Source organism: Microbulbifer litoralis (assembly GCF_023634065.1).
In the GTDB taxonomy this organism is placed as follows: Bacteria; Pseudomonadota; Gammaproteobacteria; order Pseudomonadales; family Cellvibrionaceae; genus Microbulbifer; species Microbulbifer litoralis.
This window is the reverse complement of record NZ_JALKCV010000004.1, coordinates 39,088-66,085: the sequence shown is the minus strand read 5'-3', so window position 1 is coordinate 66,085 and position 26,998 is coordinate 39,088. Positions and strand designations below refer to the sequence as shown.

Annotated in this window: 26 protein-coding genes; 11 read left to right on the top strand and 15 right to left on the bottom strand. The window is 63.0% G+C overall.

Going from position 1 to position 26,998, the window contains the following annotated elements:
* Positions 1–4 precede the first annotated feature (4 nt).
* Complete coding sequence (locus MWN76_RS07790) at positions 5–1,408, bottom strand: sensor histidine kinase (protein WP_250460807.1); 1,404 nt, start codon at positions 1,406–1,408, stop codon at positions 5–7.
* Positions 1,405–2,073, bottom strand: coding sequence for a response regulator (locus MWN76_RS07785; RefSeq protein WP_250460805.1), 669 nt, complete (start codon positions 2,071–2,073; stop codon positions 1,405–1,407). The genes MWN76_RS07790 and MWN76_RS07785 overlap by 4 nt, the downstream gene beginning before the upstream one ends.
* 219 nt (positions 2,074–2,292) lie before the next feature.
* Here MWN76_RS07785 and MWN76_RS07780 point away from each other — a divergent pair, with 219 nt between their 5' ends.
* Positions 2,293–3,813 (top strand): SulP family inorganic anion transporter, encoded by a 1,521-nt coding sequence (locus MWN76_RS07780; protein WP_250461097.1) that lies wholly within the window; start codon positions 2,293–2,295, stop codon positions 3,811–3,813.
* Positions 3,814–3,836: 23 nt separating this feature from the next.
* Here the strand turns inward: MWN76_RS07780 and MWN76_RS07775 are convergent, their stop codons facing one another.
* The 7 genes from MWN76_RS07775 to MWN76_RS07745 all read right to left on the bottom strand — a co-directional run bounded on the left by MWN76_RS07775 (position 3,837) and on the right by MWN76_RS07745 (position 10,162).
* The gene (locus MWN76_RS07775; RefSeq protein WP_250460803.1) at positions 3,837–4,298 is read right to left on the bottom strand and encodes a DUF7931 domain-containing protein; all 462 of its coding nucleotides are present in this window, start codon (positions 4,296–4,298) and stop codon (positions 3,837–3,839) included.
* A gap of 22 nt (positions 4,299–4,320) precedes the next feature.
* On the bottom strand, positions 4,321–4,743 hold the full coding sequence (locus MWN76_RS07770; protein WP_250460801.1) for a GNAT family N-acetyltransferase: 423 nt from the start codon (positions 4,741–4,743) through the stop codon (positions 4,321–4,323).
* Positions 4,744–4,745: 2 nt separating this feature from the next.
* Positions 4,746–5,900, bottom strand: coding sequence for a JmjC domain-containing protein (locus tag MWN76_RS07765; RefSeq protein WP_250460799.1), 1,155 nt, complete (start codon positions 5,898–5,900; stop codon positions 4,746–4,748).
* Positions 5,901–6,121: 221 nt separating this feature from the next.
* Positions 6,122–7,495, bottom strand: coding sequence for an adenylosuccinate lyase (gene purB / locus MWN76_RS07760; protein ID WP_250460796.1), 1,374 nt, complete (start codon positions 7,493–7,495; stop codon positions 6,122–6,124).
* A 16-nt stretch (positions 7,496–7,511) separates the two neighbouring features.
* Positions 7,512–8,147: a high frequency lysogenization protein HflD gene (gene hflD / locus MWN76_RS07755; protein WP_250460794.1), complete on the bottom strand. Its 636-nt coding sequence runs from the start codon at positions 8,145–8,147 to the stop codon at positions 7,512–7,514.
* 24 nt (positions 8,148–8,171) lie between these two features.
* On the bottom strand, positions 8,172–9,329 hold the full coding sequence (gene mnmA, locus MWN76_RS07750) for a tRNA 2-thiouridine(34) synthase MnmA (RefSeq protein ID WP_250460792.1): 1,158 nt from the start codon (positions 9,327–9,329) through the stop codon (positions 8,172–8,174).
* A gap of 251 nt (positions 9,330–9,580) precedes the next feature.
* On the bottom strand, positions 9,581–10,162 hold the full coding sequence (locus MWN76_RS07745) for a pseudouridine synthase (protein WP_250460790.1): 582 nt from the start codon (positions 10,160–10,162) through the stop codon (positions 9,581–9,583).
* A 114-nt stretch (positions 10,163–10,276) separates the two neighbouring features.
* Between MWN76_RS07745 and icd the strand changes: the two genes are divergently transcribed.
* On the top strand, positions 10,277–11,527 hold the full coding sequence (gene icd / locus MWN76_RS07740; RefSeq protein ID WP_250460788.1) for an NADP-dependent isocitrate dehydrogenase: 1,251 nt from the start codon (positions 10,277–10,279) through the stop codon (positions 11,525–11,527).
* A gap of 172 nt (positions 11,528–11,699) precedes the next feature.
* Here icd and cspD read toward each other — a convergent pair whose 3' ends face one another.
* The gene (gene cspD / locus MWN76_RS07735; protein WP_284500273.1) at positions 11,700–11,996 is read right to left on the bottom strand and encodes a cold shock domain-containing protein CspD; all 297 of its coding nucleotides are present in this window, start codon (positions 11,994–11,996) and stop codon (positions 11,700–11,702) included.
* A gap of 287 nt (positions 11,997–12,283) precedes the next feature.
* Here cspD and clpS point away from each other — a divergent pair, with 287 nt between their 5' ends.
* Both clpS and clpA read left to right on the top strand, forming a co-directional pair.
* Positions 12,284–12,664 carry an ATP-dependent Clp protease adapter ClpS gene (gene clpS, locus MWN76_RS07730; RefSeq protein ID WP_250460786.1) on the top strand — a complete coding sequence of 127 codons (381 nt, stop codon included), beginning with the start codon at positions 12,284–12,286 and terminating at the stop codon, positions 12,662–12,664.
* A gap of 124 nt (positions 12,665–12,788) precedes the next feature.
* Positions 12,789–15,068 carry an ATP-dependent Clp protease ATP-binding subunit ClpA gene (clpA, locus tag MWN76_RS07725; RefSeq protein ID WP_250460784.1) on the top strand — a complete coding sequence of 760 codons (2,280 nt, stop codon included), beginning with the start codon at positions 12,789–12,791 and terminating at the stop codon, positions 15,066–15,068.
* Between the two features lie 93 nt (positions 15,069–15,161).
* Here clpA and infA read toward each other — a convergent pair whose 3' ends face one another.
* The 4 genes from infA to trxB all read right to left on the bottom strand — a co-directional run bounded on the left by infA (position 15,162) and on the right by trxB (position 18,253).
* Positions 15,162–15,380, bottom strand: a complete 219-nt coding sequence (gene infA, locus MWN76_RS07720) for a translation initiation factor IF-1 (protein WP_067081888.1) — start codon at positions 15,378–15,380, stop codon at positions 15,162–15,164.
* Positions 15,381–15,528: 148 nt separating this feature from the next.
* Positions 15,529–16,248 (bottom strand): arginyltransferase, encoded by a 720-nt coding sequence (locus MWN76_RS07715; RefSeq protein WP_250460782.1) that lies wholly within the window; start codon positions 16,246–16,248, stop codon positions 15,529–15,531.
* The gene (aat, locus tag MWN76_RS07710; protein ID WP_250460780.1) at positions 16,241–16,960 is read right to left on the bottom strand and encodes a leucyl/phenylalanyl-tRNA--protein transferase; all 720 of its coding nucleotides are present in this window, start codon (positions 16,958–16,960) and stop codon (positions 16,241–16,243) included. Before aat ends, MWN76_RS07715 begins: the two co-directional genes overlap by 8 nt.
* Positions 16,961–17,308: 348 nt before the next feature.
* A complete protein-coding gene (trxB, locus tag MWN76_RS07705; protein WP_250460779.1) occupies positions 17,309–18,253 on the bottom strand; it encodes a thioredoxin-disulfide reductase in 945 nt (314 codons plus the stop codon).
* Positions 18,254–18,649: 396 nt separating this feature from the next.
* Here trxB and MWN76_RS07700 point away from each other — a divergent pair, with 396 nt between their 5' ends.
* From MWN76_RS07700 to MWN76_RS07670, 7 genes are all read left to right on the top strand, one after another.
* Positions 18,650–20,989: a DNA translocase FtsK gene (locus MWN76_RS07700; protein WP_284500270.1), complete on the top strand. Its 2,340-nt coding sequence runs from the start codon at positions 18,650–18,652 to the stop codon at positions 20,987–20,989.
* 108 nt (positions 20,990–21,097) lie between these two features.
* Entirely contained in the window at positions 21,098–21,709 is a 612-nt protein-coding gene (lolA, locus tag MWN76_RS07695; RefSeq protein WP_250460777.1) for an outer membrane lipoprotein periplasmic chaperone LolA, read from the top strand.
* Positions 21,702–23,048 (top strand): replication-associated recombination protein A, encoded by a 1,347-nt coding sequence (locus MWN76_RS07690; RefSeq protein WP_250460775.1) that lies wholly within the window; start codon positions 21,702–21,704, stop codon positions 23,046–23,048. Before lolA ends, MWN76_RS07690 begins: the two co-directional genes overlap by 8 nt.
* Positions 23,049–23,125: 77 nt before the next feature.
* Positions 23,126–23,500 (top strand): fluoride efflux transporter CrcB, encoded by a 375-nt coding sequence (crcB, locus tag MWN76_RS07685; RefSeq protein ID WP_250460773.1) that lies wholly within the window; start codon positions 23,126–23,128, stop codon positions 23,498–23,500.
* Positions 23,501–23,548: 48 nt separating this feature from the next.
* Positions 23,549–24,838, top strand: a complete 1,290-nt coding sequence (gene serS / locus MWN76_RS07680) for a serine--tRNA ligase (protein WP_250460771.1) — start codon at positions 23,549–23,551, stop codon at positions 24,836–24,838.
* An 81-nt stretch (positions 24,839–24,919) separates the two neighbouring features.
* A complete protein-coding gene (cysG, locus tag MWN76_RS07675; RefSeq protein ID WP_250460769.1) occupies positions 24,920–26,308 on the top strand; it encodes a siroheme synthase CysG in 1,389 nt (462 codons plus the stop codon).
* Between the two features lie 149 nt (positions 26,309–26,457).
* On the top strand, positions 26,458–26,682 hold the full coding sequence (locus MWN76_RS07670; protein WP_250460767.1) for a hypothetical protein: 225 nt from the start codon (positions 26,458–26,460) through the stop codon (positions 26,680–26,682).
* Here MWN76_RS07670 and MWN76_RS07665 read toward each other — a convergent pair.
* Positions 26,653–26,997, bottom strand: coding sequence for a DUF3325 family protein (locus MWN76_RS07665; protein ID WP_250460765.1), 345 nt, complete (start codon positions 26,995–26,997; stop codon positions 26,653–26,655). The two genes, MWN76_RS07670 and MWN76_RS07665, sit on opposite strands and share 30 nt — an antisense overlap.
* Position 26,998: the final 1 nt, after the last annotated feature.

The following is a 26,998-nucleotide window of genomic DNA, read 5'->3' as shown; positions in this document are numbered from 1 at the left end:
CCGGTCACCGGCCCCCGGCCGGGTGCTTTTCCAGCGGGGGAAAGCGGGTGACAAAGCAGGCCCCGCTGCTATCGGGTGACTCGTGCAGTGCGACACTGGCGCCGTGGGCCAGGGCGATTTCGCGCACGATGGCGAGCCCCAGGCCGGAGCCGTCGCCGCCCGGTCGGGGGCGGAAAAAGCGCTCGAAAATCTGCGGCCAGTGCTCCCGGGGAATGCCCGGGCCATTGTCCCTGACCGTCAGCAGGGTTGCCCCGCCGGTATCCCGGGAGACGTCTACCCACACGGTACCGCCCGATTCCACGTACAGTACCGCGTTCTCCAGCAGGTTCCACACCAGCTCCCGCAGCAGCGCCGGTTCGCCGGAGACCTGGAAAGGGCCGCCCTCCAGCCGTTGCCGTACACTGACGCCGCGCTCCGCGGACAGACTGTCGAGGTCCTCGACCACCTCGATCACAATGGCATCCAGGGCCACCGGCTCCTTCCTCAGGCCGCGGCCGGAGGCCGCTTCGGCCCGCGCCAGCTTCAGAAGCTGGCTGTTCATGTGAGACATGGCATCGGTGGTGTGGCAGATGCGCTCGAGTGCCGCATGCACCGCGTCCAGATCCCGCTCGCGCAGCGCCAGTTGCGCCTGCAGCTTGATTCCCGCCAGAGGCGTCTTGAGCTGGTGGGAGATGTTGCCGATAAACTGCTCCCGCGAGCTGAAGGCGGTATCGAGGCGCCGCAGAAGCCGGTTTGTGTTGTCGACCAGGGTCCGGACTTCCTTGGGCGCTGGCGGGGTGTCGATCGGTGCCAGGTCGCGGGAGTGACGGTTGCTTAGTTCGCGACTCAGTTGCAGCAGGGGGCGGATTCCCCTGGACAGGGCCATTCCCATCACCAGCAGCGCGACGATAAAGAAGGCGATCTTGGAGAACAGCACTTCCACCATCAGTGTTCGCGCATAGGGCATGCGCTTGTGCAGCGTCTCGGCGACGCTGACGATGGCGATATCCTGCGGCGAGTCCGCATTGGCGAGCACGGTGACACTTCGCGCGCGTTCGCCGCCCAGGTTCACATCGCTGAAAACCGGGCCCTGCCGGAGGGTCGCCAGGTCGCTTTGGGTCCAGGCCTCGGTCCGGCCGCCCAGCAGCCCGCCATCCGGTGTGGCCACGCGGAAATAGATTTCGTCCAGTTCATCCCATTCGAACACCTCGATGGCCGCTTCGTCGGCGTAGAAAACCAGGCGATCGCCGTCGCGCCTGACCTCCTGGGCCAGCGAGTAGGCGGAGTCCAGCAGCCAGCGGTCGAAAACCTGGTTGGTGACATGCAGGCCGATGCCGTAGGACACCAGCATTTCGATCAGCAGCAGGAAAAACAGTGGGCCGCCAACCAGCAACAGCAGTTGGGTGCGGAGCCCGTATCGCTCGTTCAATCTGTCTCCTCGAGCAGGTAGCCGACGCCGCGCAGCGTGCGGATGGCGAGCCCGGAATCTTTCAGCCGGCGGCGCAGCCGGTGAATGTAGACTTCCACCGCGTTGTCGCCTACCTCGTCCCCCTGCCGGATCAGGCGCTGGGCGAGGCGCGCCTTGGTCACCACCCGCGGGGCGTTGAGCGCCAGTGCCTCCAGCATCTCGTATTCGCGCGCCGGCAGGTCGATGCGGCTGCTTGCCAGCGATGCGGTGTGGTGGAACGGGCTCAGGCGCAGGGGCCCCAGCACGATCTCGTCGGAATTGAGGTTGTGGCTGCGCCGCAGCAGCGCCCGCAGTCTCGCCTCGAGTTCCCGTAGATCGAACGGCTTTTCCATATAGTCATCGGCGCCGAGATCCAGGGCAGCGACCTGCTGTTCGATACCGTCCCGGGCCGTCAGAACCAGTACCGGAATGCGATGCCGTCGCGAACGCAGCCGGCGGAGCACTTCCAGCCCGTCGATATCCGGCAATCCCAGGTCGAGAATCACCAGGTCCATATCGTAGGCGCGAAGCAGGCCATCTGCACATTGGCCCGACGTCGCGTGCGTGACCGTATAACCGGACTGTTGCAATGCCTGAACCAGGCCCTGTGCGATCAGTGGGTCGTCTTCAACCAGCAGTAGGTTCATGTGACTCCGCGAATGACTTACCGGCGAAATTCGGTGGGCAAGACTACACCATCGTGCTGACACATACCTGACAATTTAAGCATTCATTTATTTTCTGCCTGAAAGGTTGCTGAAAGTTTGCTTGTGTAACCTCGCCGCCTGCGCGAGTGGCCCCCGGCCACAGCTGTCGACTGGACTGTCGTGACTAATCGGTATTGCAGGAGTTGGTCCTTGATAAGCATGAACGATCTCAAGAAAGATATACCCGCGAGTATCGTGGTGTTTTTTGTGGCCCTGCCACTGTGCCTCGGGGTGGCACTGGCCTCGGGTGCGCCACTGTTTTCCGGCCTGATTGCGGGTATTGTCGGTGGCGTCGTTGTTGGGGCCGTCAGCCGTTCCGCGCTGGGGGTTTCGGGCCCCGCCGCCGGCCTGACGGTGATCGTCCTGAGCGCCATCGAGGGGCTCGGCGCCTTTGACGTGTTCCTGCTGGCGGTGCTGATCGGCGGTCTGCTGCAGATTGTGCTCGGATTGCTGAGGGCGGGCATCCTGGGCTATTTCTTTCCCTCCTCCGTCATTACCGGCATGCTGACCGGTATCGGCCTGATTATTGTGTTGAAGCAGATTCCCTATGCGCTCGGGTTGGGCGATACCGCGGGTGCGGGGGAAATACTGTCGAACATTCACCCCGGTGTGCTGGTGATTTTCCTGCTGTCTCTGGGGCTGCTGATCGCCTGGGAGACGCCGCTGGTCAGGCGCTTGAAGTGGGCTGCCGCCATCCCCGGGCCGGTGCTCGCGGTCGGTTCGGCAGTGGCGCTGGCGTTCCTGTTCAATCAGTTTGATAACCTGCGACTGCTCGAAAGCCAGCTGGTGAGCGTGCCGGTGGCATCCGGTTTGGACGAATTTATCGGCCTGTTCACTTTGCCGGATTTTTCCCAGATCGATAACCCGGCCGTGTGGACCACCGCGGTCACCATCGCGGTGGTCGCGAGCCTGGAGACGCTGCTCAGCGTCGAGGCGATCGACAAGATGGATCCGCTGAAACGCACCACGCCCACCAACCGCGAACTGGTGGCGCAGGGCGTCGGCAACTCCTTTTCCGGGCTGGTGGGCGGGCTGCCGGTTACCCAGGTGATTGTGCGCAGCTCGGTCAACCTGCAGACCGGCGCGCGCTCGAAGGCGTCCACCATCTTCCACGGTGTGTTGCTGCTGGTGTGTGTCGCCACGCTTCCCGGCTGGTTGAATATGATCCCGCTGGGTGTGCTGGCCGCGGTGCTGATACTGACCGGATACAAGCTCGCCAAGCCGGTGCTGTTCCGGAAGATGTGGGATAGCGGCCCGGAGCAGTTCCTGCCGTTTATTGTCACCGTGCTCGGTGTGGTGCTGGCCGACCTGCTGACCGGGGTGGGGCTGGGCATGGCGGCGGCCATTTTTGCACTGCTGCGCCGCAATTATCTCAATTCCCACTTCCTGCACAAAAAGCAGGATACCGAGCCGGACAACCGCGCGCGTATCAATCTGCAATTGGCGGAAGAAGTGACATTCCTCAACAAGGGTGCCATCCGCAAGGAGCTCAGCGAGATACCGCACAATGCCCACGTGATCCTGGACAAGCGGAACTGCGTCTATATCAATCACGATGTGGGCGAGCTCATTGCGGATTTTATCGCCACCGCAGACACGCGGGGTATCGAGGTCGAGGTGATCGAGCGCAGCGAGGGCGTCCGCGTGTTCCCGGATGATCGGTTCAGGGCCGCCGCCTGAGCCCGGGCGGCCGCGATGAGACGTCAGAGCTGCAGGCGGCGCAGGTTGGGATCGGTCGCGCCCAGGGACCAGTCCTGCCGGAAGGCTTCCTCCAGCCTGGCGGCCCTGACCGGGTTGTCCGCATCGTAGCTGCCCAACCACTGGTCCCGGTCGTCGCAGAAGAGGGCGCGGCGACCGTCGGAGACGACAAACTCCCAGTCTGGTGTGTCCACCGTGGCCTGGACACGGCGCAGTTCGATGCGGGAACTGAGTCTCTGCACCAGCTCGCGCAGCCGGTGAAAGCGGCGCAGCATGGGTTCGGTATCGCGCACCAGGATGCGCATCTGCGCCTGGCGGCCGCTGCGCGCAAATGCGGACAGAGCCTCGGCGACGTCCCGATCGTGATACAGGGGGTGCGCCAGCTGTTCGGAAAAAACGCAGAGTTCGCGGTGACTTTCGAATGCCAGTTCGATTAAAGCGGTACGGAAGTCTTGCAGACTGTTCAACACAGTCGATTGGCGGCTGTTCTCAGTCAAAATCGCGCACCATCCGGATATGCGCGATACCGGCTTCCACAAACGGTTCTCCCCCGGCGACAAAGCCGGCCTGCCGGTAGAAACCCTCCGCATGGCGCTGGGCATGCAGGGTGACCCGGGCAAAACCCCGCTCGCGCGCGTGGCTGCAGATCCGCTCCAGCAGGCGCAGCCCGAGACCGCTTCCGCGCTCGCCCTGCAGTACCGCCATGCGGCCGATCTTGCCACTTGTGGCCAGCCGGCCGGTGGCCACGGCCTCGCCGTCGCGCAGAATCAGGAAGTGCTGTGCCGTATCGTCTGACTCATCCCATTCTATCGCCGGGTCGACACCCTGTTCGCCGATGAAGACGGTATCCCGCACGCGACGAATGGCCTCCCGATCGCGATGCCAGTCGGCCGTTCGAATCTCCAGGGCCACGCTCAGAAATCCTCCGGTGGATAGATCAGGGTTCCCTGGGCGACGAGTTGCTCGATGGGGCCGTCGCGCCCCGCCAGTTCGGGGAACCGCTCGATATCGCACTGTGCGATGGCGTGAGTGTCGCAGAATTTTTCCGCGAAGGGCAGGGGCGCCGGGAAGGATTCGCCGTCGGCAAACAGGGTCTGTGGCTCGCGACAGAAGGCGCAGCGCGATGCCGGGTTCAGCACCAGCCGACCGCCTTCCGCCAATTGCTGCCGCCAGTCCGACGCGCTGCCGGCATCCAGCGCCACCGTATCCGGGTACTTGGCTTCGGTCATGACGGCACCAAACCACTGGGCGATATTCTGTGGCTGCTGGAGCCAGCTGCCGATCTGTGTTCGCAGTCGCTCCACCGAGGTGGCGTCAATCTCCGCAGGCGACTGGGCGGGCTGGAGGCCCGGGTCGCTGTAGCGGAGGTGCTCCGGCAATCCCATGGCCAGCTCGGCCGCCAGGTCCTCCAGGATGGTGCGGGCCGAAGGCGCGCGGAAGCCGATCGAGATAGTGGTACAGCCACCCTCGGCAATGCCCCAGTGGCTGTACTGCGGCGGCAGGTAGAGTATATCGCCCGGCTCCAGCAGCCAGCTGTTTTCGGTCTCGAAGTCCTTCAGGATATTGAGCGGGGTGCCTTCGACCCGCGGGCTGCTTTCATCGACTTTGGGACCCTGGTGCCACCGGCGTTTGCCTTCCGCCTGCAGCAGGAACACATCGTAATAGTCGAAATGCGGACCCACACTGCCTTTGTCGGCGGCGTAGCTGAGCATGACGTCGTCGAGCCGCCAGTCGGGCAGGAAGCGGAAATACTGCTTCAGCTCCGCCACCTCCGACAGCCACTGGTCCACGGCCTGCACCAGCAGCGTCCAGTGGCTGCGCGGCAGGGACAGGAAATCCTCCTCGGTAAAGGGGCCGTTGCGCAGCTGCCAGGGGCCGTCGTCACCGTTTTCCAGTACCAGGCGCGACTCCACCGATTCCTCCAGGGCCATGCCAGCCAGTTCCTCGCCGGAGATGGGCGATTCGAAATCGGGAAAAGCGTTGCGGATCAGCAGGGGCTTCTGCTGCCAGTAGTCGCGCAGGAATTCGGTCACCGGCATGGCGCCGAGGTGTGTCAGAGGGAGTGCCACAGTGCAGTACCTGAACTGGAATGGGAGTATGTATGCTGGGTCACAGACGTGTTGACCGGGAGGGGCGCCACTTTTCGGGACACGCCGTAAATACATCCCTGTAGGCTTGTCCGCGAGGTCCCTCTCGCAGACAGTCGAAAAATGGCGCCCCTCCCGGCCGGGCACAGGGCCCCAACCGCCTTCAGAGGAACCGGGCGCAAGCGCCCGGCTCGACAAACGGACTATATCTTCTTTGCCTGCTCCGCGGCATTGCCGATATAGCGCGCCGGTGTCAGCTCGAGTAGGGACTTCTTCGCCTCCTCGGGAATCTCCAGCTTCTCGACGAAGATTTTCAGCGTCTCCCGGTTGATGCCCTGGCCGCGGGTCAGCGCCTTCAGCTTCTCGTAGGGCTCCTCGATGTTGTAGCGGCGCATCACCGTCTGGATCGGCTCCGCCAGCACTTCCCAGGCGTTGTCCAGGTCCTCCGCCAGGCGCGCCTCGTTGATTTCCAGCTTGCCCAGGCCTTTCATGGTGGCGGCGTAGGCAATGGTGGCGTAGCCGGCGCCGACGCCCATATTGCGCAGCACGGTGGAGTCGGTCAGGTCGCGCTGCCAGCGGGAGATCGGCAGCTTGGCCGCCAGGTGCTGGAAAATGGCGTTGGCGATGCCCAGGTTGCCCTCGGAGTTTTCGAAGTCGATCGGGTTGACCTTGTGCGGCATGGTGGAGGAACCCACCTCTCCGGCGACGACTTTCTGCTTGAAGTAGCCCAGGGAGATATAGCCCCAGATATCGCGGTCGAAATCGATCAGTATGGTGTTGAAGCGTGCGATGGCGTCGAACAGCTCGGCGATATAGTCGTGGGGTTCGATCTGGGTGGTGTAGGGATTCCAGCTCAGCCCCAGGGAGACGACGAACTCCTCGGCGTTTTTTTGCCAGTCCACCTCCGGGTAGGCCGACAGGTGCGCATTGTAGTTGCCCACGGCGCCGTTGATCTTGCCCAGCAGCTCCACGTCGTGAATCTGCCGGATCTGCCGGCGCAGGCGTGCCACCACGTTGGCGAATTCCTTGCCCACGGTGGTGGGGCTGGCGGTCTGGCCGTGGGTGCGTGACAGCATCGGCACTTGGGAAAAACTCTGCGCCAGCTCGGCAATTTCGTTGACGATCCGGTTCATCGCCGGCAGCAGCACCTGGTCGCGCCCGGCGCGCAGCATCAGCGCGTGGGACAGGTTGTTGATGTCCTCGGAGGTGCAGGCGAAGTGGACGAACTCGCTGACGCTGGCCAGGGCCTGGTTGCCGGAGATTTTCTCCTTGAGGAAATACTCCACTGCTTTCACGTCGTGATTGGTGGTGCTCTCGATTTCCTTGATGCGTTGCGCATCCTCCACCGAGAAGCGGGCCACGATATCGTCGAGCAGCTGGTTGGCATCGTTGTCGAACAGCTGCACCTCGGTGATCTCCGGGTGGCGGGAGAGTTGTTGCAGCCAGCGCACTTCCACCTCGACCCGCGCTCGGATCAGGCCGTACTCGCTGAAAATATCCCGCAGCGGTGCGGTCTTGCTCTCGTAGCGGCCATCGATGGGGGAAACCGCGGTCAGTGCGGATAACTCGACTGTCATGTTCAATACTCCGGACTCAGATATTGGATGATTCGATTTGCGCGATCAGTTGGTCGGTCGCAGCCAGTAATTTCTTGCGCTGGAACAGCAGGTGCAACCGCCGGCCGCCCAACTGGCGCCACAGGGTGGCGGCGCGCACGCCGGCGAACAGCATGGTGCGGATCTGGTTGGCGATGCGCTGCTGCTGCAGGAAATTGAAATCCCCCAGCACCTGGATGCGGAAGCGGAAGGTGCTCAGGGTATCGCTGTAGATGCTGGCGAGGTTGGAAAATACATTCTCGTGGCCAAAGCTGAAGTGCTCGGCCTGGGTTTTCGCCTTTTCCAGGCGGCTGCCGATAATCGACAGCAGGTCGTTCTTCTTGCTGAGCTGGCGCTGCAGGTAGAGAATCGACAGCGCGTAGCGCAGGCAGTCGGTGTACTCCGGGTGCTGCCGGCTCTGCAGCAGTTGGCGCGAAACCTTGAGGCCGGGCAGCAGCTTGTCAGCGCCACCGAATACATCGTCGGCCGACCCCGGGTCCGTCTGGAACAGGCTGTAGACGCCGGTCTCGAGCTGCTCCGCCGGTGCGTTGCCGGTTTTGGCCAGGCGTTCGACCGCCACCGCGGATTGGAAAATCCCCGCCAGCGCCAGTGCCTGATCCCGCCAGTTGCTCAAAGTCACTCCCTAGATAATCTGGTATCAGTTTTTACGGTGTTTTTCCGGCACTGCGGTGCCGATGCCGGTGGCGCGCTCGATCACGGCGCCGCCCAGGCAGATGTCGCCATCGTACAGCACCAGGGATTGCCCCGGTGTAATGGCCCGCTGCGGCTGGTCGAATTCCACCACCAGGTCACCGTCTCGGGACTGCCACAGGGTGCAATCCTGGTCCGGCTGGCGATAGCGCGTCTTGGCCCGGCAGCGCAGCCCGCGCTCTGTCGGGGCGTCGGCCGGCGCGGCGCCGTTGATCCAGTGTGTCTGCGAGGCTTCGAGCCCGGTCGCATACAGCAGCGGGTGGTGCTTGCCCTGGGCGACGATCAGCACATTGCGTTCCAGGTCCTTGCCCACCACATACCAGGGGTCGTCGCCGGCGCCCTTGACGCCGCCGATACCCAGCCCCTGGCGCTGGCCGATAGTGTGGTACATCAGCCCCGCGTGACGGCCCATGACTTTGCCTTCCGGCGTCTCCATATCACCGGGCTGGGCCGGCAGGTACTGCTCGAGGAAGTCCTTGAAACGGCGCTCGCCGATAAAGCAGATACCGGTGCTGTCCTTCTTGTCGTGGGTGATGAACCCGTTTTCTTCGGCGATGCGGCGCACTTCCGGTTTTTCCAGCTCCCCGAGCGGGAACAGGGATTTGGCGAATTCCGCCTCGCCCACGGCGTGCAGGAAGTAGCTCTGGTCCTTGTTCTCATCCAGCCCTTTCAGCAGGCGGGTGTGGCCGTCGATATCCCCGCGGCGGGCGTAGTGACCGGTGGCGATGGCGTCGGCGCCCAGGATCTCCGCATACTCGAGAAAGACTTTGAACTTGATCTCGCGGTTACAGAGGATGTCCGGGTTGGGTGTGCGGCCGGCCCTGTACTCGGCCAGGAAATACTCGAATACGTGATCCCAGTATTCGGCGGCGAAGTTGGCTGTGTGCAGTTCGATGCCCAGCTTCCGGCAGACCGCCTCGGCATCGGCCAGATCGGCCCTGGCCGTACAGTACTCGGTACCGTCGTCCTCGTCCCAGTTCTTCATGAACAGGCCCTCTACACGGTATCCCTGCTGCATCAGCAGCAGGGCGGCCACGGAGGAGTCGACACCGCCGGACATGCCGACGATGACACGCTGGGGCTGTTTGTTGTTGGTTTCGGACATAGATGAAGGCAATCGGATACTGCGAGGTTATAAAATGGGGGCGAATTTTACCCGCGAATGGCCCCGGGGACCAAGACCGGTTCGGACTTCCGTTATAGCTTAAGTGAGCTTGGGGCCCGGAATGGTACTGCGGGGGTCGTCGCGACGCCTGGCCGGTGCGCACGGCGCCCCCTACATCCTTCATGCCGGTAGGGTGCGCCGTGCGCACCGAGCCGAACAGGGCAGGGGTTTGGATAACGTCCGGCAACCACTCAACGGCGTCGGCGGTTGCGAGCAGTCCGGGTCGGGGCCGCGAATACCTCCTCGATCCGCTGTTCTCCAGGTGCCAGGTCTCCGAGGCGCCAGTTGCCGATCGCCGTGCGAATCAGCCGCAGTGTGGGGAAGCCCACCGCTGCCGTCATGCGCCGTACCTGGCGATTGCGTCCCTCGCGGATGGTCAGCTCCAGCCAGGAGGTGGCGACCGACTTGCGCTCGCGCACCGGCGGCACACGCGGCCAGATGTCGGGGGCGGGCAGGGAGCGGGCCCTGGCCGGCGCCGTCACGCCATCCTTCAATGATACGCCCCGGCGCAGTTTCGCCAGCGCCCCGGGGCCGATCTCGCCCTCCACCTGTACCCAGTAGGTTTTTGGCAGTTTCTGCCGTGGATGGCTGATCTGGTGTTGCAGGGCGCCGTCGTCGGTCAGCAGTAACAGGCCCTCGGAGTCGGAATCCAGGCGCCCGGCGGCGTAGAAACCCTTGCAGCGAATATGGTCCGCCAGGGTGGGGCGGCCGCGGTCGTCGGTAAACTGGCTCAGGACGCCGTAAGGTTTATTGAGGAGAATGATGCTGGGCATAACTGAAATGGATACGTGTAATCCAACTACAAAAGTCGATCGATGCTGATATAATCCCGCCGATTTTTCACCACCCGACCGAAATAGTCACAAAGTTTTGGGAGTTTAAGCAATATGGGTCATATCCAAGTGCCGGCAGACGGCGAAAAAGTTACAGTCAACTCCGACGGTTCGCTGAATGTTCCGAATCGCCCGATCGTACCCTTTATCGAGGGTGATGGCATCGGCGTGGATATCACCCCGGTCATGCGCAAGGTTATCGACGCCGCGGTCGAGAAAGCCTCCGGCGGCGAGAAGGCCATCTCCTGGATGGAAATCTACTGCGGTGAGAAGGCTGCGGAAACCTACGCCGGTGACTGGTTCCCGGCCGAGACCCTGGAAGCCCTGAAAGAGTACGCGGTGGGCATCAAGGGCCCGCTGACCACTCCGGTAGGCGGCGGTTTCCGCTCCCTGAACGTGGCCCTGCGCCAGCAGCTGGACCTGTACGTCTGCCAGCGCCCGGTTCGCTGGTTCACCGGTGTACCCACCCCGGTCAAGAAGCCCAATGAAGTGGACATGGTGATCTTCCGCGAGAACTCCGAGGATATCTACGCGGGTATCGAGTGGAAGGCCGACACCGACGAGGCCAAGAAGGTGATCAAGTTCCTGCGCGAAGAGATGGATGTGAAGAACATCCGCTTCCCGGAGCACTGCGGCATCGGCGTCAAGCCGGTTTCCGCCGAGGGCACCAAGCGCCTGGTGCGCAAGGCGTTCCAGTACGCCATTGACCAGGATCGCGACTCGGTGACCCTGGTGCACAAGGGCAACATCATGAAGTTCACCGAAGGCGCTTTCGCCGACTGGGGCTACGAGCTGGCTCGCGATGAGTTCGGCGCCGAGCCGCTGGACGGTGGCCCCTGGCACAAATTCAAGAACCCGAACACCGGCAAGGAAATTGTCGTCAAGGACGTGATTGCCGACGCCATGCTGCAGCAGGTGCTGTTGCGCCCGGCGGAGTACGACGTGATTGCCACCCTGAACCTGAACGGCGACTACCTGTCCGACGCCCTGGCGGCGCAGGTGGGTGGTATCGGCATCGCCCCGGGCGCCAACATCTCCGACGAGGTGGCCCTGTTTGAGGCGACCCACGGTACCGCGCCGAAATACGCCGGCCAGGACAAGGTCAACCCGGGTTCCCTGATCCTGTCCGCCGAGATGATGCTGCGCCACCTGGGCTGGAACGATGCCGCGGATCTGGTCATCAAGGGCATGGAAGGTGCCATTGCAGCCAAGACCGTGACCTATGATTTCGAGCGCCTGATGGACGGTGCGGAGCTGAAATCCTGCTCCGAGTTCGGCGACGAAGTGATCAAGCACATGGCCTGATCCCGGTTTTGCGTTCCGGCGGCCCGCCCGCCGGAATGCCGGCATCACAAAAAAGCCCCGCATCTTCCCGATGCGGGGCTTTTTTGTGGAAGCCGGGTTTTATGGAAACGGGTGCAGGGCAGCGGTGGCGGCTGCCTGGGCCCGCCAGTCTGTGCTCGGCCGGTCGCGGCGACTAATCCAGCGCTTCGGCTTCTTTCTCGCGTTGCGACTGGGTCTTGCCGGGCTCCGGGGCAGGTTTGGATGCGCCGGAAGATCCGGATACCGTGCTGCCGGCGACGATGTTGGCTGCGTGATAGCCTTTCTCGCCCTTGATGATATCGAAGGTGACCTGCTGGCCGGCCTTCAATGTCCGATAACCTTCCATCTGAATCGCGGAATAGTGCGCGAACAGATCTTCACCCCCTTCATCCGCAAGAATAAATCCATATCCCTTGGCGTTATTAAACCACTTGACGGTACCGGTAGGCATGGCGAACTCCCTCTAAAATTGCCGGGGCGACTGCTGGCCGCCTTACAGAATATTTATTGTTATATGCGCTTTAGTGCAAATTAATCGACTGCTTTCCTGCATGCGATTTGGCTTTTGATGAGCCGGGCACCTCCTCTTGTAGCTAACTGCCCCGCGGATGTCAAGGGGCCCTGGCGCACGCTGTGCCGCCGGGCAAATAAGGTTACAATAGCCGGCTTGTGAAAACGCTCGACGAGCGGCACGGCTTCCGTGTCGCCTGACAATCTATAAGCTCATTGATAAACGCTATGGGTATTTCATTGGCCATTAAACTACACTCAAACGGCATCGAGGATGACCAGCTGTACCCGGACGATGCGGATGGGGACCTGGCCCTGGAGGAGGCCCGCCCGAAACTGAAGCGCCCACCGATGTACAAGGTGGTGATGCTCAATGACGACTACACGCCCATGGATTTTGTCGTGGAGACGCTGGAGATGTTTTTCGGTGTCAATCGAGAGCGCGCCACCCAACTGATGTTACAGGTACACACGCAGGGAAAAGCGATCTGCGGTGTCTATACTCGAGATATAGCGGAGACAAAGGCCGCTCAGGTCAATCAGTTCGCCAGGGACCACCAGCACCCCTTGCTGTGTGAGATAGAAGCGGATGAAAGCGAAGATGATTGATGCTGCATGTAAAAAGGGTCCCGTCGTCTGAAAGGATTCAGGCACGTCAAAGACGCCGTCTTCCGGCGCGCGCCGACCAGTGGCATTGGCGGGTGAAATTGGCGATTTAGGCTTTGAGGTTTAGATGCTCAGCAAGGATTTAGAGGTAACGCTCAATCTGGCGTTCAAGGGTGCCCGCGCGAAACGTCACGAATTCATGACAGTGGAGCACCTGTTGCTGGCGCTTCTGGACAATGAGTCCGCCGCGGACGTTCTGCACGCCTGTGGCGCGGATCTCAGTGCGCTGCGCCGCGAACTGCTGGAATTTGTCGATTCCACAACCCCCCTGATTCCCGAGGCAGACACCGATCGGGAGACCCAGCCGACCCTGGGTTTCCAGCGTGTGCTGCAACGGGCCGTATTCCACGTCCAGTCCTCCGGCAAGAAAGAGGTGACCGGAGCCAACGTACTGGTAGCGATCTTCTGCGAGCAGGAGAGCCAGGCGGTCTACTACCTGAAACAGCAGAGTGTCGCCCGGATCGACGTAGTCAACTATATCACCCACGGTATTTCCCGCGTCGGCTCCAGCGGCAACAACCACCACCACAATCCGGAGCCGGCGCCGGAACAGACGGACGAGGATATCGGTACCGGCGCCGAACCGGGCGGCTCGGATCCGCTCGAGAGCTACGCGACCAACCTGAACCAGGAGGCCATACTGGGCCGCATCGACCCATTGGTGGGGCGCGCCCCGGAAGTGGAGCGGGTCACCCAGGTGCTGGCGCGCCGGCGCAAGAACAACCCGCTGCTGGTGGGCGAGTCCGGTGTGGGCAAAACCGCCATCGCCGAGGGCCTGGCGCGGCGCATCGTCGACGAGGAGGTGCCCGAGCCGCTGCGCAACAGCACCATCTACTCGCTGGACCTGGGTTCGCTGCTGGCGGGCACCAAGTACCGCGGCGATTTCGAGAAACGCTTCAAGGCGTTGCTGGCGGAGCTTCGGAAGCGTGAACAGGCGGTGCTGTTTATCGATGAGATCCACACCATCATCGGCGCCGGCGCCGCATCCGGCGGAGTCATGGACGCCTCCAACCTGCTGAAGCCGCTGCTGTCCAGCGGCCAGCTGCGTTGTATCGGTTCCACCACATTTACCGAATATCGCGGTATTTTCGAGAAGGATCGGGCCTTGTCGCGTCGTTTCCAGAAGATCGACGTCAACGAGCCATCGGTGGAGGAAACGGTGCAGATCCTGCAGGGGCTGAAGAGCTGTTTCGAGGATCACCACAAGGTCCGCTATACCGATGCCGCCCTGGAGGCCGCAGCGCAGCTCGCCAGTCGCCATATCACCGAACGCTTCCTGCCGGACAAGGCCATCGACGTCATCGATGAGGCCGGCGCCTTCCAGGCACTGTTGCCGGAAGAGGAGCGCGTGGAGACTGTCGGCGTGACCGAGATAGAGACGGTCATCGCCAAGATGGCCCGCATCCCGGCCAAGAGTGTGTCCGCTTCCGACAAGCAGCAGCTTGCGAGGCTCGACGACAACCTGAAGATGGTGGTCTTTGGCCAGGACGACGCCATCGGCGCCCTGAGCACGGCCATCAAGCTGAGCCGCGCCGGTCTCGGCGCCGAGGAGAAGCCCATCGGCTCCTTCCTGTTCGCCGGGCCCACCGGCGTCGGCAAGACCGAGCTGTGTCGCCAGCTGGCGAAAGTCATGGGTATCGAGCTGATCCGCTTCGATATGTCCGAGTACATGGAACGCCACACGGTATCGCGCCTGATCGGGGCGCCCCCGGGCTACGTGGGCTTCGACCAGGGCGGCCTGCTGACCGATTCGGTCACCAAGCACCCCCACAGCGTGGTGCTGCTCGATGAGATCGAGAAGGCGCACCCGGAGGTCTTCAACCTGCTGTTGCAGGTCATGGATCACGGTACCCTGACCGACAACAACGGCCGCAAGGCGGATTTCCGCAACGTGATCATGATCATGACCACCAATGCCGGCGCCGAGCTGATGAGCCGCCGCTCGATTGGCTTTACGACCCAGGATCACTCCAGCGACGGCATGGAGGAGATCAAGAAGATGTTTACCCCGGAGTTCCGCAACCGTCTCGACAGTATCATCCAGTTCGGCTCGCTGGACCTGGAAGTGGTCAAAACGGTGGTGGACAAGTTCGTGGTCGAGCTGCAGGCGCAGCTGGACGAATCCCACGTAACCCTGGAGGTGGACGGCGAGGCCCGCGAATGGCTGGCGGTGCACGGCTACGACGAGAAAATGGGAGCCCGCCCGATGGCGCGCCTGATCCGCGACAAGCTGCGCAAGCCGCTGGCAGAGGCGGTACTGTTCGGCGACCTGGCGGAGGAGGGCGGCCGCGTAGCGGTCACGATCGAGAACGACGAGCTGGCGATAAAAACCGCCGTGCCAGCTTAGTGCCGCGGGACAAGGAAACGAAAAAGGCCACCCCAGCGGTGGCCTTTTTCGTTCTGCGGTCGTCGGCGCGCCGGGCATCCGGCGCCGGCCTGGCTAGCGGGCGCGATAGGTGATGCGGCCCTTGGTCAGGTCGTAGGGAGTCAGCTCTACCTTGACCTTGTCGCCGGTGAGGATGCGAATGTAGTTCTTGCGCATTTTTCCGGAGATATGCGCGATCACCACGTGTCCGTTTTCCAGCTTTACGCGGAAAGTGGTATTTGGCAGGGTGTCGATCACCTCACCTTCCATTTCAATGTAATCGTCTTTTGCCATGCGGCAGTAACCTTCAAATAACTTGTGACTTGTTCTGATCTTCAGTGCCCGGCACTCGTCCCGAATAAGTGGGGGCCGCGGCGCGACGGGCGAGCATTTTGCACGAAAAGCCACAGGAGAGCAAAGTTTGGGCCGGTTGCGGCCCGGGTCAGGGGCGTTTCAGGGCCCAGCGGCTGTCCTGCAACAGCTCCGTGGGCTTGAACTGGGTTTTGTAGGCCATCTTCTGGCATGCCTCGATCCAGTATCCCAGGTACAGGCTGGGCAGGCCCAGGCGGCGCGCCCATTCGATCTGGTAGAGGATGCAGTAGCTTCCGAGGCTCCGCCTGTCCTCGTCCGGATCGAAAAAAGTATAGATCGCGGACAGCCCGGCGGTGAGCAGGTCGGTCACCGCCACGGCCACCAGGCGGCCGCGCGCGCGGAATTCGATATAGCGGGTGCTGCCCCAGGCGGCATTCAGGAAGTTGCGGTACTGGTCGCGGCTGGGCGGGTACATTTCGCCGTCGGCATGGCGCCGCTCGATGTAACGGGCGTACAGCTCGTAGTGCTCGTCGGTATCGATGTCTTCCACGTGGAAGATATCCAGGTCCCGGTTGCGCCGCCAGCAGCGGCGCTGATTCCGGTCGGGTACGAACAGGCCGACCGGGATGCGCGCCGGCACGCAGGCGTTGCAGGTGGCGCACTGGGGCCGGTAGAGGTAGCTGCCGCTGCGGCGGAAGCCCAGCTCCGACAGGCGGCTGTAGAGGCGCTGGTCTATGGGGGTCTGCGGGTCGACGAATACGGTGGTCGCCTCCCGGTCCGGCAGGTAGCCGCAGGGGTGGGGCAGGGTGGCCAGCAGGCGCACCGAATCCAGTTGAGAGTATTTACCCATAGCTCCAGGTCAGTTCCCACGGCTTCGCAAAAGCCGGCATCCGCACGCCGGCCCTGAGCTCGCGCTCGAAATCCTCGCGAGATACCTCCACCGCCCCCAGGCTGCTCAGGTGGGGGTTGGTCACCTGGCAGTCGATCATCGGGCAGCCCCACAATTCTAACTGCCGGACCAGATGCACAAAAGCGACTTTGGACGCATCTGTGACGCGGTGGAACATGGATTCGCCGAAGAAGACGCGCCCGATGGCGATGCCGTAGAGGCCGCCGACCAGTTGTTCCCGCTGCCACACCTCCACCGAGTGGGCGTGGCCCAGGCGGTGCATCTCCCGGTAGGCGTCGGTCATCTCGTCGGTGATCCAGGTGCCTTCCTGCTCGTCCCTCGGCGCCCGGCAGGCTTCGATCACACGGTCGAATGCGCGATCAAAAGTGACCCGGAAGTCCCCCCTGCGCAGGACCTTGCGCATGGTGCGGCCGATACGGAACCGGTCCGGCAGTACCACGCAGCGGGGGGAGGGGCTCCACCAGAGGATCGGCTGGTCGTCGGCGTACCAGGGGAAAATACCGCGGCGGTAGGCCGCCAGCAGCCAGTCGGGCGTCAGGTCGCCGCCGATGGCCAGCAGTCCGTCGGGCTCCTTCAGGGCGAGCCGGGTGGGCGGAAATTCGACCGTTTCCGGATCGAGGAGGGTCAGGTGGCCGTCGTTGGTTCCGGTCATGGGTTGGCGTGCTGATAAGCGGGTTGTGGGGCGGCCCCGCTATCGATGGCATTCTGCGGGACACGCTGTGAATACATCCTTGTACGCTCGTAATCGACATCCCTGTCTCATACGGTCCCGCAGAATGCCATCGGTAGCGGGACCTTCACATTGAGCTTCAGTGTTCTTCCGAGCCGGGGCCGTAGGAGCCTGCTTGCAGGCGAACGGATCGGGCCCCGTTCTCTATCCATCTGCGAGCAGCGACGTAGGGTGCGCCGTGCGCACCGCTGGCTGGACCGATGTGCACCGGCGCACCCTGCTTAGAGTCCCGAGTCCCGAGTCCCGAGTCCCGAGTCCCGAGTCCCGAAATCACTGCGCGTCCAGGAAACGCTCCGCATCCAGCGCCGCCATACAGCCGGTTCCGGCGGAGGTCACCGCCTGGCGGTAAATATGGTCGGACACGTCGCCGGCGGCAAAGACGCCGGGAATAGAGGTCTGGGTGGCGTTTCCGTGCAGGCCGCTCTGTACGATGATGTAGCCGCCGTTCATCTCCAGTTGTCCCTGGAAGATATCGGTGTTGGGCTTGTGGCCGATGGCGATGAATACGCCGGACACATCCAGCTCCCGGGTGGAGTCGTCCTGCACGCTGCGCAGGCGCGCACCGGTGACGCCGTTGTCATCGCCCAATACCTCGTCGAGGGTGTGATGCCAACAGACATTGATGTTGCCGTTTTCCACCTTGTCCATCAGCCGGTCCTGCAGGATCTTCTCCGCGCGCAGTGTGTCGCGACGGTGAATCAGGGTGACTTCGCTGGCGATATTGGACAGGTACAGGGCTTCCTCCACTGCCGTGTTGCCGCCGCCGACAACCGCCACCTTCTGGTCGCGGTAGAAGAAGCCGTCGCAAGTCGCGCAGGCGCTGACGCCGCGGCCCTGGAAGGCCTCCTCGGAGGGCAGGCCCAGGTACTGGGCGGAGGCGCCGGTGGCGATGATCAGCGAGTCGCAGGTATAGGTCTCGTTGCCTTTCAGGGTGAAGGGGCGGTTCTTCAGGTCCACGGAGTCGATGTGGTCGAAAAGGATCTGTGTTTCGAAGCGCTCGGCGTGCTGCTGCATTTGCACCATCAGGTCCGGGCCCTGCAGGTCCGAGACGCCGCCGGGCCAGTTTTCCACTTCGGTGGTGGTGGTCAGCTGGCCGCCCTGTTGCATACCGGTGATGACCACCGGGTTGAGGTTGGCGCGGGCGGCGTAGATCGCTGCAGTGTAACCGGCCGGGCCGGAGCCGAGGATAATCAGTCGATGATGGTTATTGCTCATGAAACGCTCTTAAAACAGATGATTGAAAACAGTGTATCCAGCGCTGGGGCCGTTGCCTCGTTCGACGATTTTTTGATCAGTCGAGGCTATCAGGTCGGCCGATATCATAGGCGATGGCAGGGGGGCTACGAAATAGCCTGAGCCTATTTCTCCCATTGGGGCCTGCTATTTTGTCTTTTGACACTATCTCCCGCCGGGGTTCGACAAACTTCGAGCCAGTTCTCATTCCGCATTAAAATAATGTTCTATATTGTTGATTTAATTGAACTAATAAGCAGTTAAAGTGATCTCTGAAAGGCGCCGCTGGTAGCATTTCCATCCGGTCTGTAGTACACAGACGGCTGCCGCGGCCCGCCGCAACAACATAAGCAGCAATACGAACACCGAGGTAAGCCATTGAAGGCCGATAGCGCAACCGACAATGCCGACGACGAAACCGGCGGCCTGCCCGAATCCCTGATCGCGCGCCTGTTGCGGGAGGGGATGCTGATCGCGCTGCTGGCGGGTGCGCTGCTGCTCGCCATCAGCCTGATGAGCTACGACGCCCTCGATCCGGGCTGGTCCCATACCGGGCGGGGTGGCGATGTGCACAATGCCATCGGCCCCACCGGCGCCTGGCTGGCGGATGTCTGCCTGTCCCTGCTGGGTTGGATGGCCTATGTGTTCCCGCTGCTGATCGGCTGGCGCGCCGTCCGCATCCTGCGCGACCGCAACGCCCGTTTTCACGGTCCGCTGTTTGCACTGCGCGTATTCGGCCTGGCGTTGCTGCTGGTGACCGGCGCCGCCATCGCCACTCTCTGTTTTGCCCAGGCCGCGGATCCGCTGCCTTTCTCCAACGGCGGCATTATCGGCGCGGCGGTCTCCTCGGCGACCGAGGGCAGCCTCGGTTATGTCGGCGCCACTATCCTGCTGCTGGCGCTGTTTGCGATCGGTATCACCGTGTTTACCGGCCTCTCCTGGCTCAAGCTGGCCGATGCCATTGGCCGCAACATCCTCGGCTTCTTCGGCTGGCTGGGGAACCGCCTGGAACGGGCCCGCCACCAGCGTGTGGAAAATCGCGCCGCGCGGGAAGCCGTGGTGGTGCGCAAGGCCGCGGTGGAAGAGGAAAAGCAGCGCAGCGCAAAGCGCCTGCCACCCAAAATAGAGCCGGCGCCGCCCAAGCCCAAGCAGAGCCCGCGCGCCGCCAAGGAGAAGCAGGGCGAATTGTTCAAGGGGCCGGTGACCGGCACACTGCCGCCGTTGGAGTTGCTGGACCCGCCGGACAAGAACAAGAAGGACGGCTTCTCGCGGGAGTCGCTCGAGGCGCTGTCCCGCCTGCTGGAGCTGAAGCTCAAGGACTTCGGTGTGGTCGCGGAAGTGGTTTCGGTGCTGCCGGGCCCGGTGGTCACCCGCTTCGAGATCCAGCCGGCAGCGGGGGTGAAAGTCAGCAAGATCACCAACCTGGCGAAGGACCTGGCCCGCTCGCTGGCCGTGATCAGCGTGCGTGTGGTGGAGGTGATCCCGGGCAAGTCCGTGGTGGGTATCGAGATTCCCAACGAAAACCGGCAGATGGTGCGCCTGACCGAGGTGCTCAATGCAGACGTCTACGACAACGCCAAGTCCCGCCTGACCCTGGCCTTGGGCCACGATATCTCCGGCCAGCCGATGGTGGCCGACCTGGCCAAGATGCCGCACCTGCTGGTGGCCGGCACCACCGGCTCGGGTAAATCCGTGGGCATCAACGTCATGTTGCTGTCGCTGCTGTACAAGTCGACGCCGGAAGAGGTGCGCCTGATCCTGGTGGACCCGAAAATGCTGGAGCTGTCGGTCTACGAGGGCATTCCGCACCTGCTGACGCCGGTGATCACGGACATGAACGACGCCGCCAACGGCCTGCGCTGGTGCGTGGGCGAAATGGAGCGTCGCTACAAGTTGATGGCGGCCATGGGCGTGCGCAACCTGGCCGGTTTCAACCGCAAGGTGCGCGAGGCCCGCGACGCCGGCGAGCCATTGAAAGACCCGCTGTGGCAGCCGGACCCGATGTCCAGCGTGCCGGAGGAGGAGCAGACGGCGTCGGAGCTGGAGCCGCTGCCGGCCATCGTAGTGGTCATCGACGAGTTCGCCGACATGATGATGATCGTCGGCAAGAAGGTCGAGCAATTGATCGCGCGAATCGCGCAGAAGGCCCGCGCCGCCGGCATCCACCTGCTGTTGGCCACCCAGCGGCCGTCCGTGGATGTGATCACCGGCCTGATCAAGGCCAATGTGCCGACGCGGATCGCCTTCCAGGTGTCCTCCAAGGTGGATTCGCGCACGATTCTCGACCAGGGCGGTGCCGAGCAGTTGCTGGGCCACGGCGACATGCTCTACCTGCCGCCGGGCAGCGGCGTGCCGGTGCGGGTGCACGGCGCCTTTGTCGACGACCACGAGGTGCACAAGGTGGTGGCCGACTGGAGCCGCCGCGGCGAGCCCGACTATATCGATGGCATCGTCGACGACAGCAACAACAGCATTCCGGTACCGGGCATGCAGACCGAGGGCGAGGACGGCGACGATCCGGAAACCGACGCGCTCTACGACGAGGCGGTGGCCTTTGTCACCAAGTCCCGCAAGGCCTCCATCTCGTCGGTACAGCGCCAGTTGCGCATCGGCTACAATCGCGCCGCGCGTATTATCGACGCCATGGAAGCCGCCGGCGTCGTGTCCCCGGCCGGCCACAACGGCAACCGCGAGGTACTGGCGCCGCCGCCCGCGTGATCATTGACCAAGGCGGGCGGGCGAAGGCAGCGGGAACAGCCCCGGTTCAGCGACTGTTCACCGCGCCGCAGCTAGCCTTATAGGAAATCCCCCAGACTGGATCCCGTTATGAAAAACCTCCTGCGCACCGCACTGCTGGCCCTGGGCGTGCTGGCCGGCACCACCTGGGCCGATGCCACCGATGAATTGAGCAAACTGCTGCAACCGCTGGAATCCCTGTCCGGAGATTTCCAGCAGACCCTCACCGATGAGCGCGGTGAAGTGCTACAGAAAAGCAGCGGCAACTTTTCCGTGCAGCGCCCGGGCAAACTGCGCTGGAAGACCGGCGAGCCTTTTCCGCAACTGCTGGTCACCGACAACAGGCAACTGTGGCTCTACGACCCGGACCTGGAGCAGGTCACCATCCGCCCGGTGGACGACCGCATGAAGGAAACCCCGGCGCTGCTGTTGGGGGGCAAGGTCGAGGAAATCCGCAGCTCGTTCAACGTCAGCAGCGAGAAGGGCGCCTTTCACCTGACACCGAAACGCGCCAAGGCGCCGTTCAAGCGCATGGAGATTCGCTTCGGCAAGGACGGTATGCCGTCGACGATGACCGTGCGCGACAGCATGGGCCAGACCACCGAGATCGAGTTCAGTGGCATGAAGGCCAATCCGGAACTCTCCGCCGCCCTGTTCAAATTCGATCCGCCCGCCGGGACCGACGTTATCAAAGATGAGTGACCTGTTTCAGTCCACGCCGACACACCAGCCGCTGGCCGCACGCATGCGGCCCGAATCCCTGGCCCAGTATATGGGCCAGACGCATTTATTGGGCCCGGGAAAACCGCTGCGCGAGGCGGTGGAGCGCGGCCAGTTGCACTCGATGGTGCTCTGGGGCCCGCCCGGCGTGGGCAAGACCACCTTCGCGCGGCTGCTGGCGCAGGAGTGCGATGCGCGCTTCGCAACCCTGTCTGCAGTGCTCGCCGGGGTAAAGGAAATTCGCCAGGCGGTGGCGGAAGCGGAACAGCACAACGTCCAGTCCGGCCGCGGCACCATCCTGTTCGTGGATGAGGTGCACCGTTTCAACAAGGCGCAGCAGGATGCCTTCCTGCCGTATGTGGAAGAGGGCACCGTGACCTTCGTCGGCGCCACCACCGAAAACCCGGCCTTCGAGCTCAACAACGCGCTGCTGTCCCGTTGCCGCGTCTACCTGTTGCGCAGCCTGTCCGAGGAAGAGTTGCTGGGCCTGCTGGAGCGTGCGCTGGAGACCGACGACGAACTCCGGCAGCGGCAGTTCGATATCGCCGACGGTGTGCTGGCCAAGATCGCCCGCGCCGCGGACGGCGATGCCCGCGGTGCGCTGAACCTGCTGGAAATCGCCTGTGACCTGTCCCGGGAAGAGGGCGACCGGCTGGTAATCGACGACGATGTACTGGCCGAGGTGCTGAGCGCCGACGTGCGCCGCTTCGACAAGGGCGGCGACTACTTCTACGACCAGATTTCCGCCATGCACAAATCGGTGCGCGGCTCGGATCCGGATGCGGCCCTCTACTGGTTCGCACGCATGCTCGACGGCGGTTGCGACCCGCTGTATATCGCCCGCCGCGCGGTGCGCATGGCCAGCGAGGACATCGGCAACGCCGATCCGCGCGCACTGCAACTGGCGCTGCAGGCCTGGGACGTGCAGGAGCGCCTGGGCAGCCCCGAGGGTGAACTCGCCATCGCCCAGGCGATCGCCTACCTGGCGGTGGCGGCCAAGAGCAACGCTGTCTACAGCGCCTACAACCGGGTACTGGCGGACGTACGCCGCGACCCCAGTTACGACGTTCCCATCCACCTGCGCAACGCGCCCACCAAGCTGGCGAAAAGCATGGCCCACGGCGCCGAGTACCGCTACGCCCACGACGAGCCGGACGCCTTCGCCGCCGGTGAGAACTACTTTCCGCAGGAAATCGCCGGGCGTCGCTACTACCAGCCGGTCCCCCGGGGCCTGGAACTGAAGATCGGCGAAAAGCTGGAACGGCTGCGCCAGCTCAATCGCGAGAGCGACCGGCAGCGCTATGAATCCGATGATCGATAGGCAATTTTCGATGAACAATGAGTCTCAGTCGGGCACAATTGGTCCGTCTTTGATAAGTCATTGGTAATTGAAACAGCATGCAATGGTTGGCAATAGCGCTCGGTGGCGCCGTCGGGGCAATCCTTCGGCACCTGGTCACCCTCTGGGCACACCCGGTGTTCAACGGCAAGTTCCCGCTGGGCACCCTGATCGTCAATGTCGTCGGCTCCTGCCTGATCGGTATCGCCTATGTGCTGATCGCCCAGCGCGCCATGCTGGGTGAGGAAATCCGCCTGATGCTGATGACCGGGCTCTGCGGTGCGCTGACCACCTTTTCCACCTTCTCGCTGGATACCCTGATCTTGTGGCACAATGGCCAGCCCCTGACGGCGCTGACCTATGTGGCTCTCAGCCTGGTACTGTGCCTCGGCGCCACCGCCACCACCGTGGCGCTGTTAATGAAGTTTTTTTAACCGACCCGGACTCCGCCAGGCGGAGGACCCAGCAGTAAGAACAACGAGATGCTCGACCCCAAACTGATTCGTACGCAAATGGACCAGGTAGCCGCGGCCCTGAAAAAGCGCGGTGTGGAACTGGACACAGCGAAACTCGAAAAACTCGAGGAGCGCCGCAAGGAACTGCAGGTGCGCACCGAGGCGCTGCAGAGCGAGCGCAACAGCAAGTCGAAGAATATCGGCCGCGCCAAGGCCGCGGGCGAAGACATAGCGCCGCTGTTGAAGGAAGTCGAATCCCTGGGCGGCGAGCTGGACAAGGCCAAAAACGCACTGGGCGAGCTGCAGGCGGAGCTGGACGAGGTCCTGTACGCGCTCCCCAACCTGCCGGACGAATCCGTGCCCGAGGGCGAGAGCGAAGACGACAATGTCGAAGTGCGCCGCTGGGGCCAGCCGCGCCAGTTCGATTTTGACATCCAGGACCATGTGGACCTGGGCGCGAAACTCGGCGGCCTGGATTTCGAGATGGCCACCAAGCTCACCGGCTCGCGCTTTGCGGTGATGACCGGACAGCTGGCGAAGCTGCACCGCGCGCTGGCGCAGTTTATGCTCGATACCCATATCGAGGAGCACGGCTATCGCGAGGCCAATGTGCCGGTGATCGTCAACGTGGATTCCCTCTATGGCACCTCGCAGCTGCCCAAGTTCGAGGAAGACCTGTTCAAACTCACCGACGAACGCGGCTTCTACCTGATCCCGACCGCGGAAGTGCCGCTGACCAATTTCTATCGCGACGAAATCGTCGAGGACGCGGACTCACTGCCTCACAAATTCGTCGCCCACACCACCTGCTTCCGTTCCGAGGCCGGTTCCCACGGCCGCGACACCCGCGGTATGATTCGCCAGCACCAGTTTGAAAAAGTGGAGCTGGTCTGGGCGACGCGCCCGGATCAATCCGAAGAGGCACTGGAGACCCTGACACAGAATGCCGAAACCATCCTGCAGAAGCTGGAGCTGCCGTACCGTACCGTCACCCTGTGCGGCGGCGATATCGGTTTCGCCGCGCGCAAGACCTACGATATCGAGGTCTGGATCCCGTCCCAGGACAAATACCGGGAGATCTCTTCCTGCTCCCTGGTGGGCGACTTCCAGGCGCGCCGCATGAAGGCCCGCTGGCGCAACCGTGCAACCGGCAAGCCGGAACTGTTGCACACCCTGAACGGCTCCGGCCTGGCGGTGGGCCGCACCCTGATCGCGGTTCTGGAAAACTACCAGCGCGAGGACGGCAGTATAGAAGTGCCCGAAGTATTGCGTTCCTATATGCGCGGTCAGGAAGTGATCTCGCCCGAATCTGCATAGTTGTCTCGGAACTCGCTTACTGGCAGCAGGAGCGAGAAGTTGCCCCTTAAACAAAAACTACTGAAACAATAAGCCCCAACCTTGCGCTACCTACCACTCGCCTTTGATCTCAAAGACCGCCCCTGCCTGCTGATAGGCGGCGGTGCCATCGCCACCCGCAAGGCGCGCCTGTTGCACAGGGCCGGCGCGCGCCTGCTGGTGATCTCCCCGGAAATTACCGATGAACTCCGCCAGCTGGTGGAAGACAGCAGCGGCGAGTATTTCCGTTCCCGCTACCACGAGGACTTCCTCGATGGCGCCGAACTGGTAATAGCCGCCACCGGGGACGAGCAGGTAAACGCCGCGGTTTCCCGCGATGCGAAGGCCCGGCGCCTGCCGGTCAATGTGGTGGATTCCCCGGCGCTGTGCACCTTTACCTTCCCGGCGATTGTCGAGCGCGGGCCGATTTCCATCGGCATCAGCAGCGGCGGCGCGGCACCGGTGCTGGCGCGCCGGATCCGCGCGCAGCTCGAAGTGCTGCTGTCGCCCGGGATCGCCTCGCTGGCGGAACTGGCCGCGCGGATGCGCGACAGGGTGAAGAAGGCGTTGCCGGAAGCGCGGCGCAAGGACTTCTGGCAGTGGGTATTCGACGGCCCGGTGGCCGGCAAGGTGGAAGCCGGCAAAATCGGGGAGGGGGAAAAGGCGCTGCTGCAGGCACTGGAGCAGTGGCAGGGCAGCCCGGCACCGGGAGGCGAGGTCTACCTGGTCGGCGGCGGCCCCGGCGATCCGGACCTGCTCACCTTCCGCGCCTTGCGGTTGATGCAGCAGGCAGACGTGGTGCTCTACGACCGCCTGGTTTCAACCGAGGTGCTGGACCTGGTCCGTCGCGACGCGGATCGTATCTACGTGGGCAAGAAGAAGGAATTCCACTCGGTGCCCCAGGACGATATCAACCAGCTACTGGTGGACCTGGCGCGGGAGGGCAAGAAGGTGCTGCGCCTGAAGGGCGGCGATCCATTCATTTTCGGCCGCGGCGGCGAGGAGATAGACCGCATCGCCGAGGCCGGCATCCCGTTCCAGGTGGTGCCCGGCATCACCGCCGCTTCCGGCTGCTCCACCTACGCCGGCATTCCACTGACCCACCGCGACTACGCCCAGTCGGTGCGCTTCATTACCGGCCACCTGAAAGAGGGCGAACTGCGGTTGCCGTGGAAAGAGCTGGCGGTACCGGGTGAGACGCTGGTGTTTTATATGGGCCTGACCGGCCTGTCGACCATCTGCGCGCAATTGATGATGCACGGCTTGTCACCCGGGACACCCGCGGCGCTGGTGGAAAAGGGCACCACCCGCGAACAGCGCGTCGTGGTCGGCGACCTGACCAGCCTGCCGCAACTGGCGGTGGACGAGAAAGTCGAAGCGCCGGCATTGACGATTATCGGCGGCGTTGTGAGCCTGCACACAAAGCTGAGCTGGTATCGCGACAGCCAGTAGAGATCCACTCCACAGTCAACGGCACTCCCGGCGCCGCTGTCCACCCTGCACCCGGGTCTCTCCCATGCAAGCATCTATACTGCAAAAGACGTTTGCGAGTGGTGCACGACATGTTTTTGGCGTTGATCCGGTTCTATTGCACTTTGTTGGTGCGGGCATTTCAGCCGCAGGAACATGAAATCTGTATCCCGGATCCGCAAGACGACCACACGCGTCGCTACACCCGGGACTACCGGCTAAAGAAAAGCTGGGTCAAAAACCTGTGGATCGGCGCATCGCTACTGATGTTGTGTTTCCCGCTGCTACCAGTCGTGCTCGCCCTGGGGCTGCTGACTTCCTTCCTGTCATTCGCAATCCTCGACGAGACGGCCTGATACCGGTTCGCTGTCCCGGCCGGGAACGACGACCCGTGATCGTGGCTGCCCGTGCTCAAGAAGAATCACAACGATCATCCCGCTCAATGGAAACAACCCCAGCCACCAGGTAATGCCGAGGCCGGGGCCCGAATCGAGGACCGCCACTACCAGGGAAAGCAGCAGCAGCCCGAATCCCGACAAGCGCGTCCCCCTTTTCAACCTTTCGTAAGGGGCCGCCGGTTGCACCAGCCGCTGGGTCAGCGGTGCGTGTCGCGCCATCGAGAGCGCCAGCAGCAACTGGGCGAACAACAGGGAAACAAAAACCGAAAGCATC

Coding starts and splice junctions, on each gene's coding strand:
- MWN76_RS07785 (WP_250460805.1), bottom strand. CDS start 2,073: ATGAACCTACTGCTGGTTGAAGACGACCCACTGATCGCACAGGGCCTG.
- MWN76_RS07780 (WP_250461097.1), top strand. CDS start 2,293: ATGAACGATCTCAAGAAAGATATACCCGCGAGTATCGTGGTGTTTTTT.
- purB (WP_250460796.1), bottom strand. CDS start 7,495: ATGACAGTCGAGTTATCCGCACTGACCGCGGTTTCCCCCATCGATGGC.
- mnmA (WP_250460792.1), bottom strand. CDS start 9,329: ATGTCCGAAACCAACAACAAACAGCCCCAGCGTGTCATCGTCGGCATG.
- MWN76_RS07745 (WP_250460790.1), bottom strand. CDS start 10,162: ATGCCCAGCATCATTCTCCTCAATAAACCTTACGGCGTCCTGAGCCAG.
- icd (WP_250460788.1), top strand. CDS start 10,277: ATGGGTCATATCCAAGTGCCGGCAGACGGCGAAAAAGTTACAGTCAAC.
- cspD (WP_284500273.1), bottom strand. CDS start 11,996: ATGCCTACCGGTACCGTCAAGTGGTTTAATAACGCCAAGGGATATGGA.
- clpS (WP_250460786.1), top strand. CDS start 12,284: ATGGGTATTTCATTGGCCATTAAACTACACTCAAACGGCATCGAGGAT.
- clpA (WP_250460784.1), top strand. CDS start 12,789: ATGCTCAGCAAGGATTTAGAGGTAACGCTCAATCTGGCGTTCAAGGGT.
- infA (WP_067081888.1), bottom strand. CDS start 15,380: ATGGCAAAAGACGATTACATTGAAATGGAAGGTGAGGTGATCGACACC.
- MWN76_RS07715 (WP_250460782.1), bottom strand. CDS start 16,248: ATGGGTAAATACTCTCAACTGGATTCGGTGCGCCTGCTGGCCACCCTG.
- aat (WP_250460780.1), bottom strand. CDS start 16,960: ATGACCGGAACCAACGACGGCCACCTGACCCTCCTCGATCCGGAAACG.
- trxB (WP_250460779.1), bottom strand. CDS start 18,253: ATGAGCAATAACCATCATCGACTGATTATCCTCGGCTCCGGCCCGGCC.
- lolA (WP_250460777.1), top strand. CDS start 21,098: ATGAAAAACCTCCTGCGCACCGCACTGCTGGCCCTGGGCGTGCTGGCC.
- MWN76_RS07690 (WP_250460775.1), top strand. CDS start 21,702: ATGAGTGACCTGTTTCAGTCCACGCCGACACACCAGCCGCTGGCCGCA.
- crcB (WP_250460773.1), top strand. CDS start 23,126: ATGCAATGGTTGGCAATAGCGCTCGGTGGCGCCGTCGGGGCAATCCTT.
- serS (WP_250460771.1), top strand. CDS start 23,549: ATGCTCGACCCCAAACTGATTCGTACGCAAATGGACCAGGTAGCCGCG.
- MWN76_RS07665 (WP_250460765.1), bottom strand. CDS start 26,997: ATGCTTTCGGTTTTTGTTTCCCTGTTGTTCGCCCAGTTGCTGCTGGCG.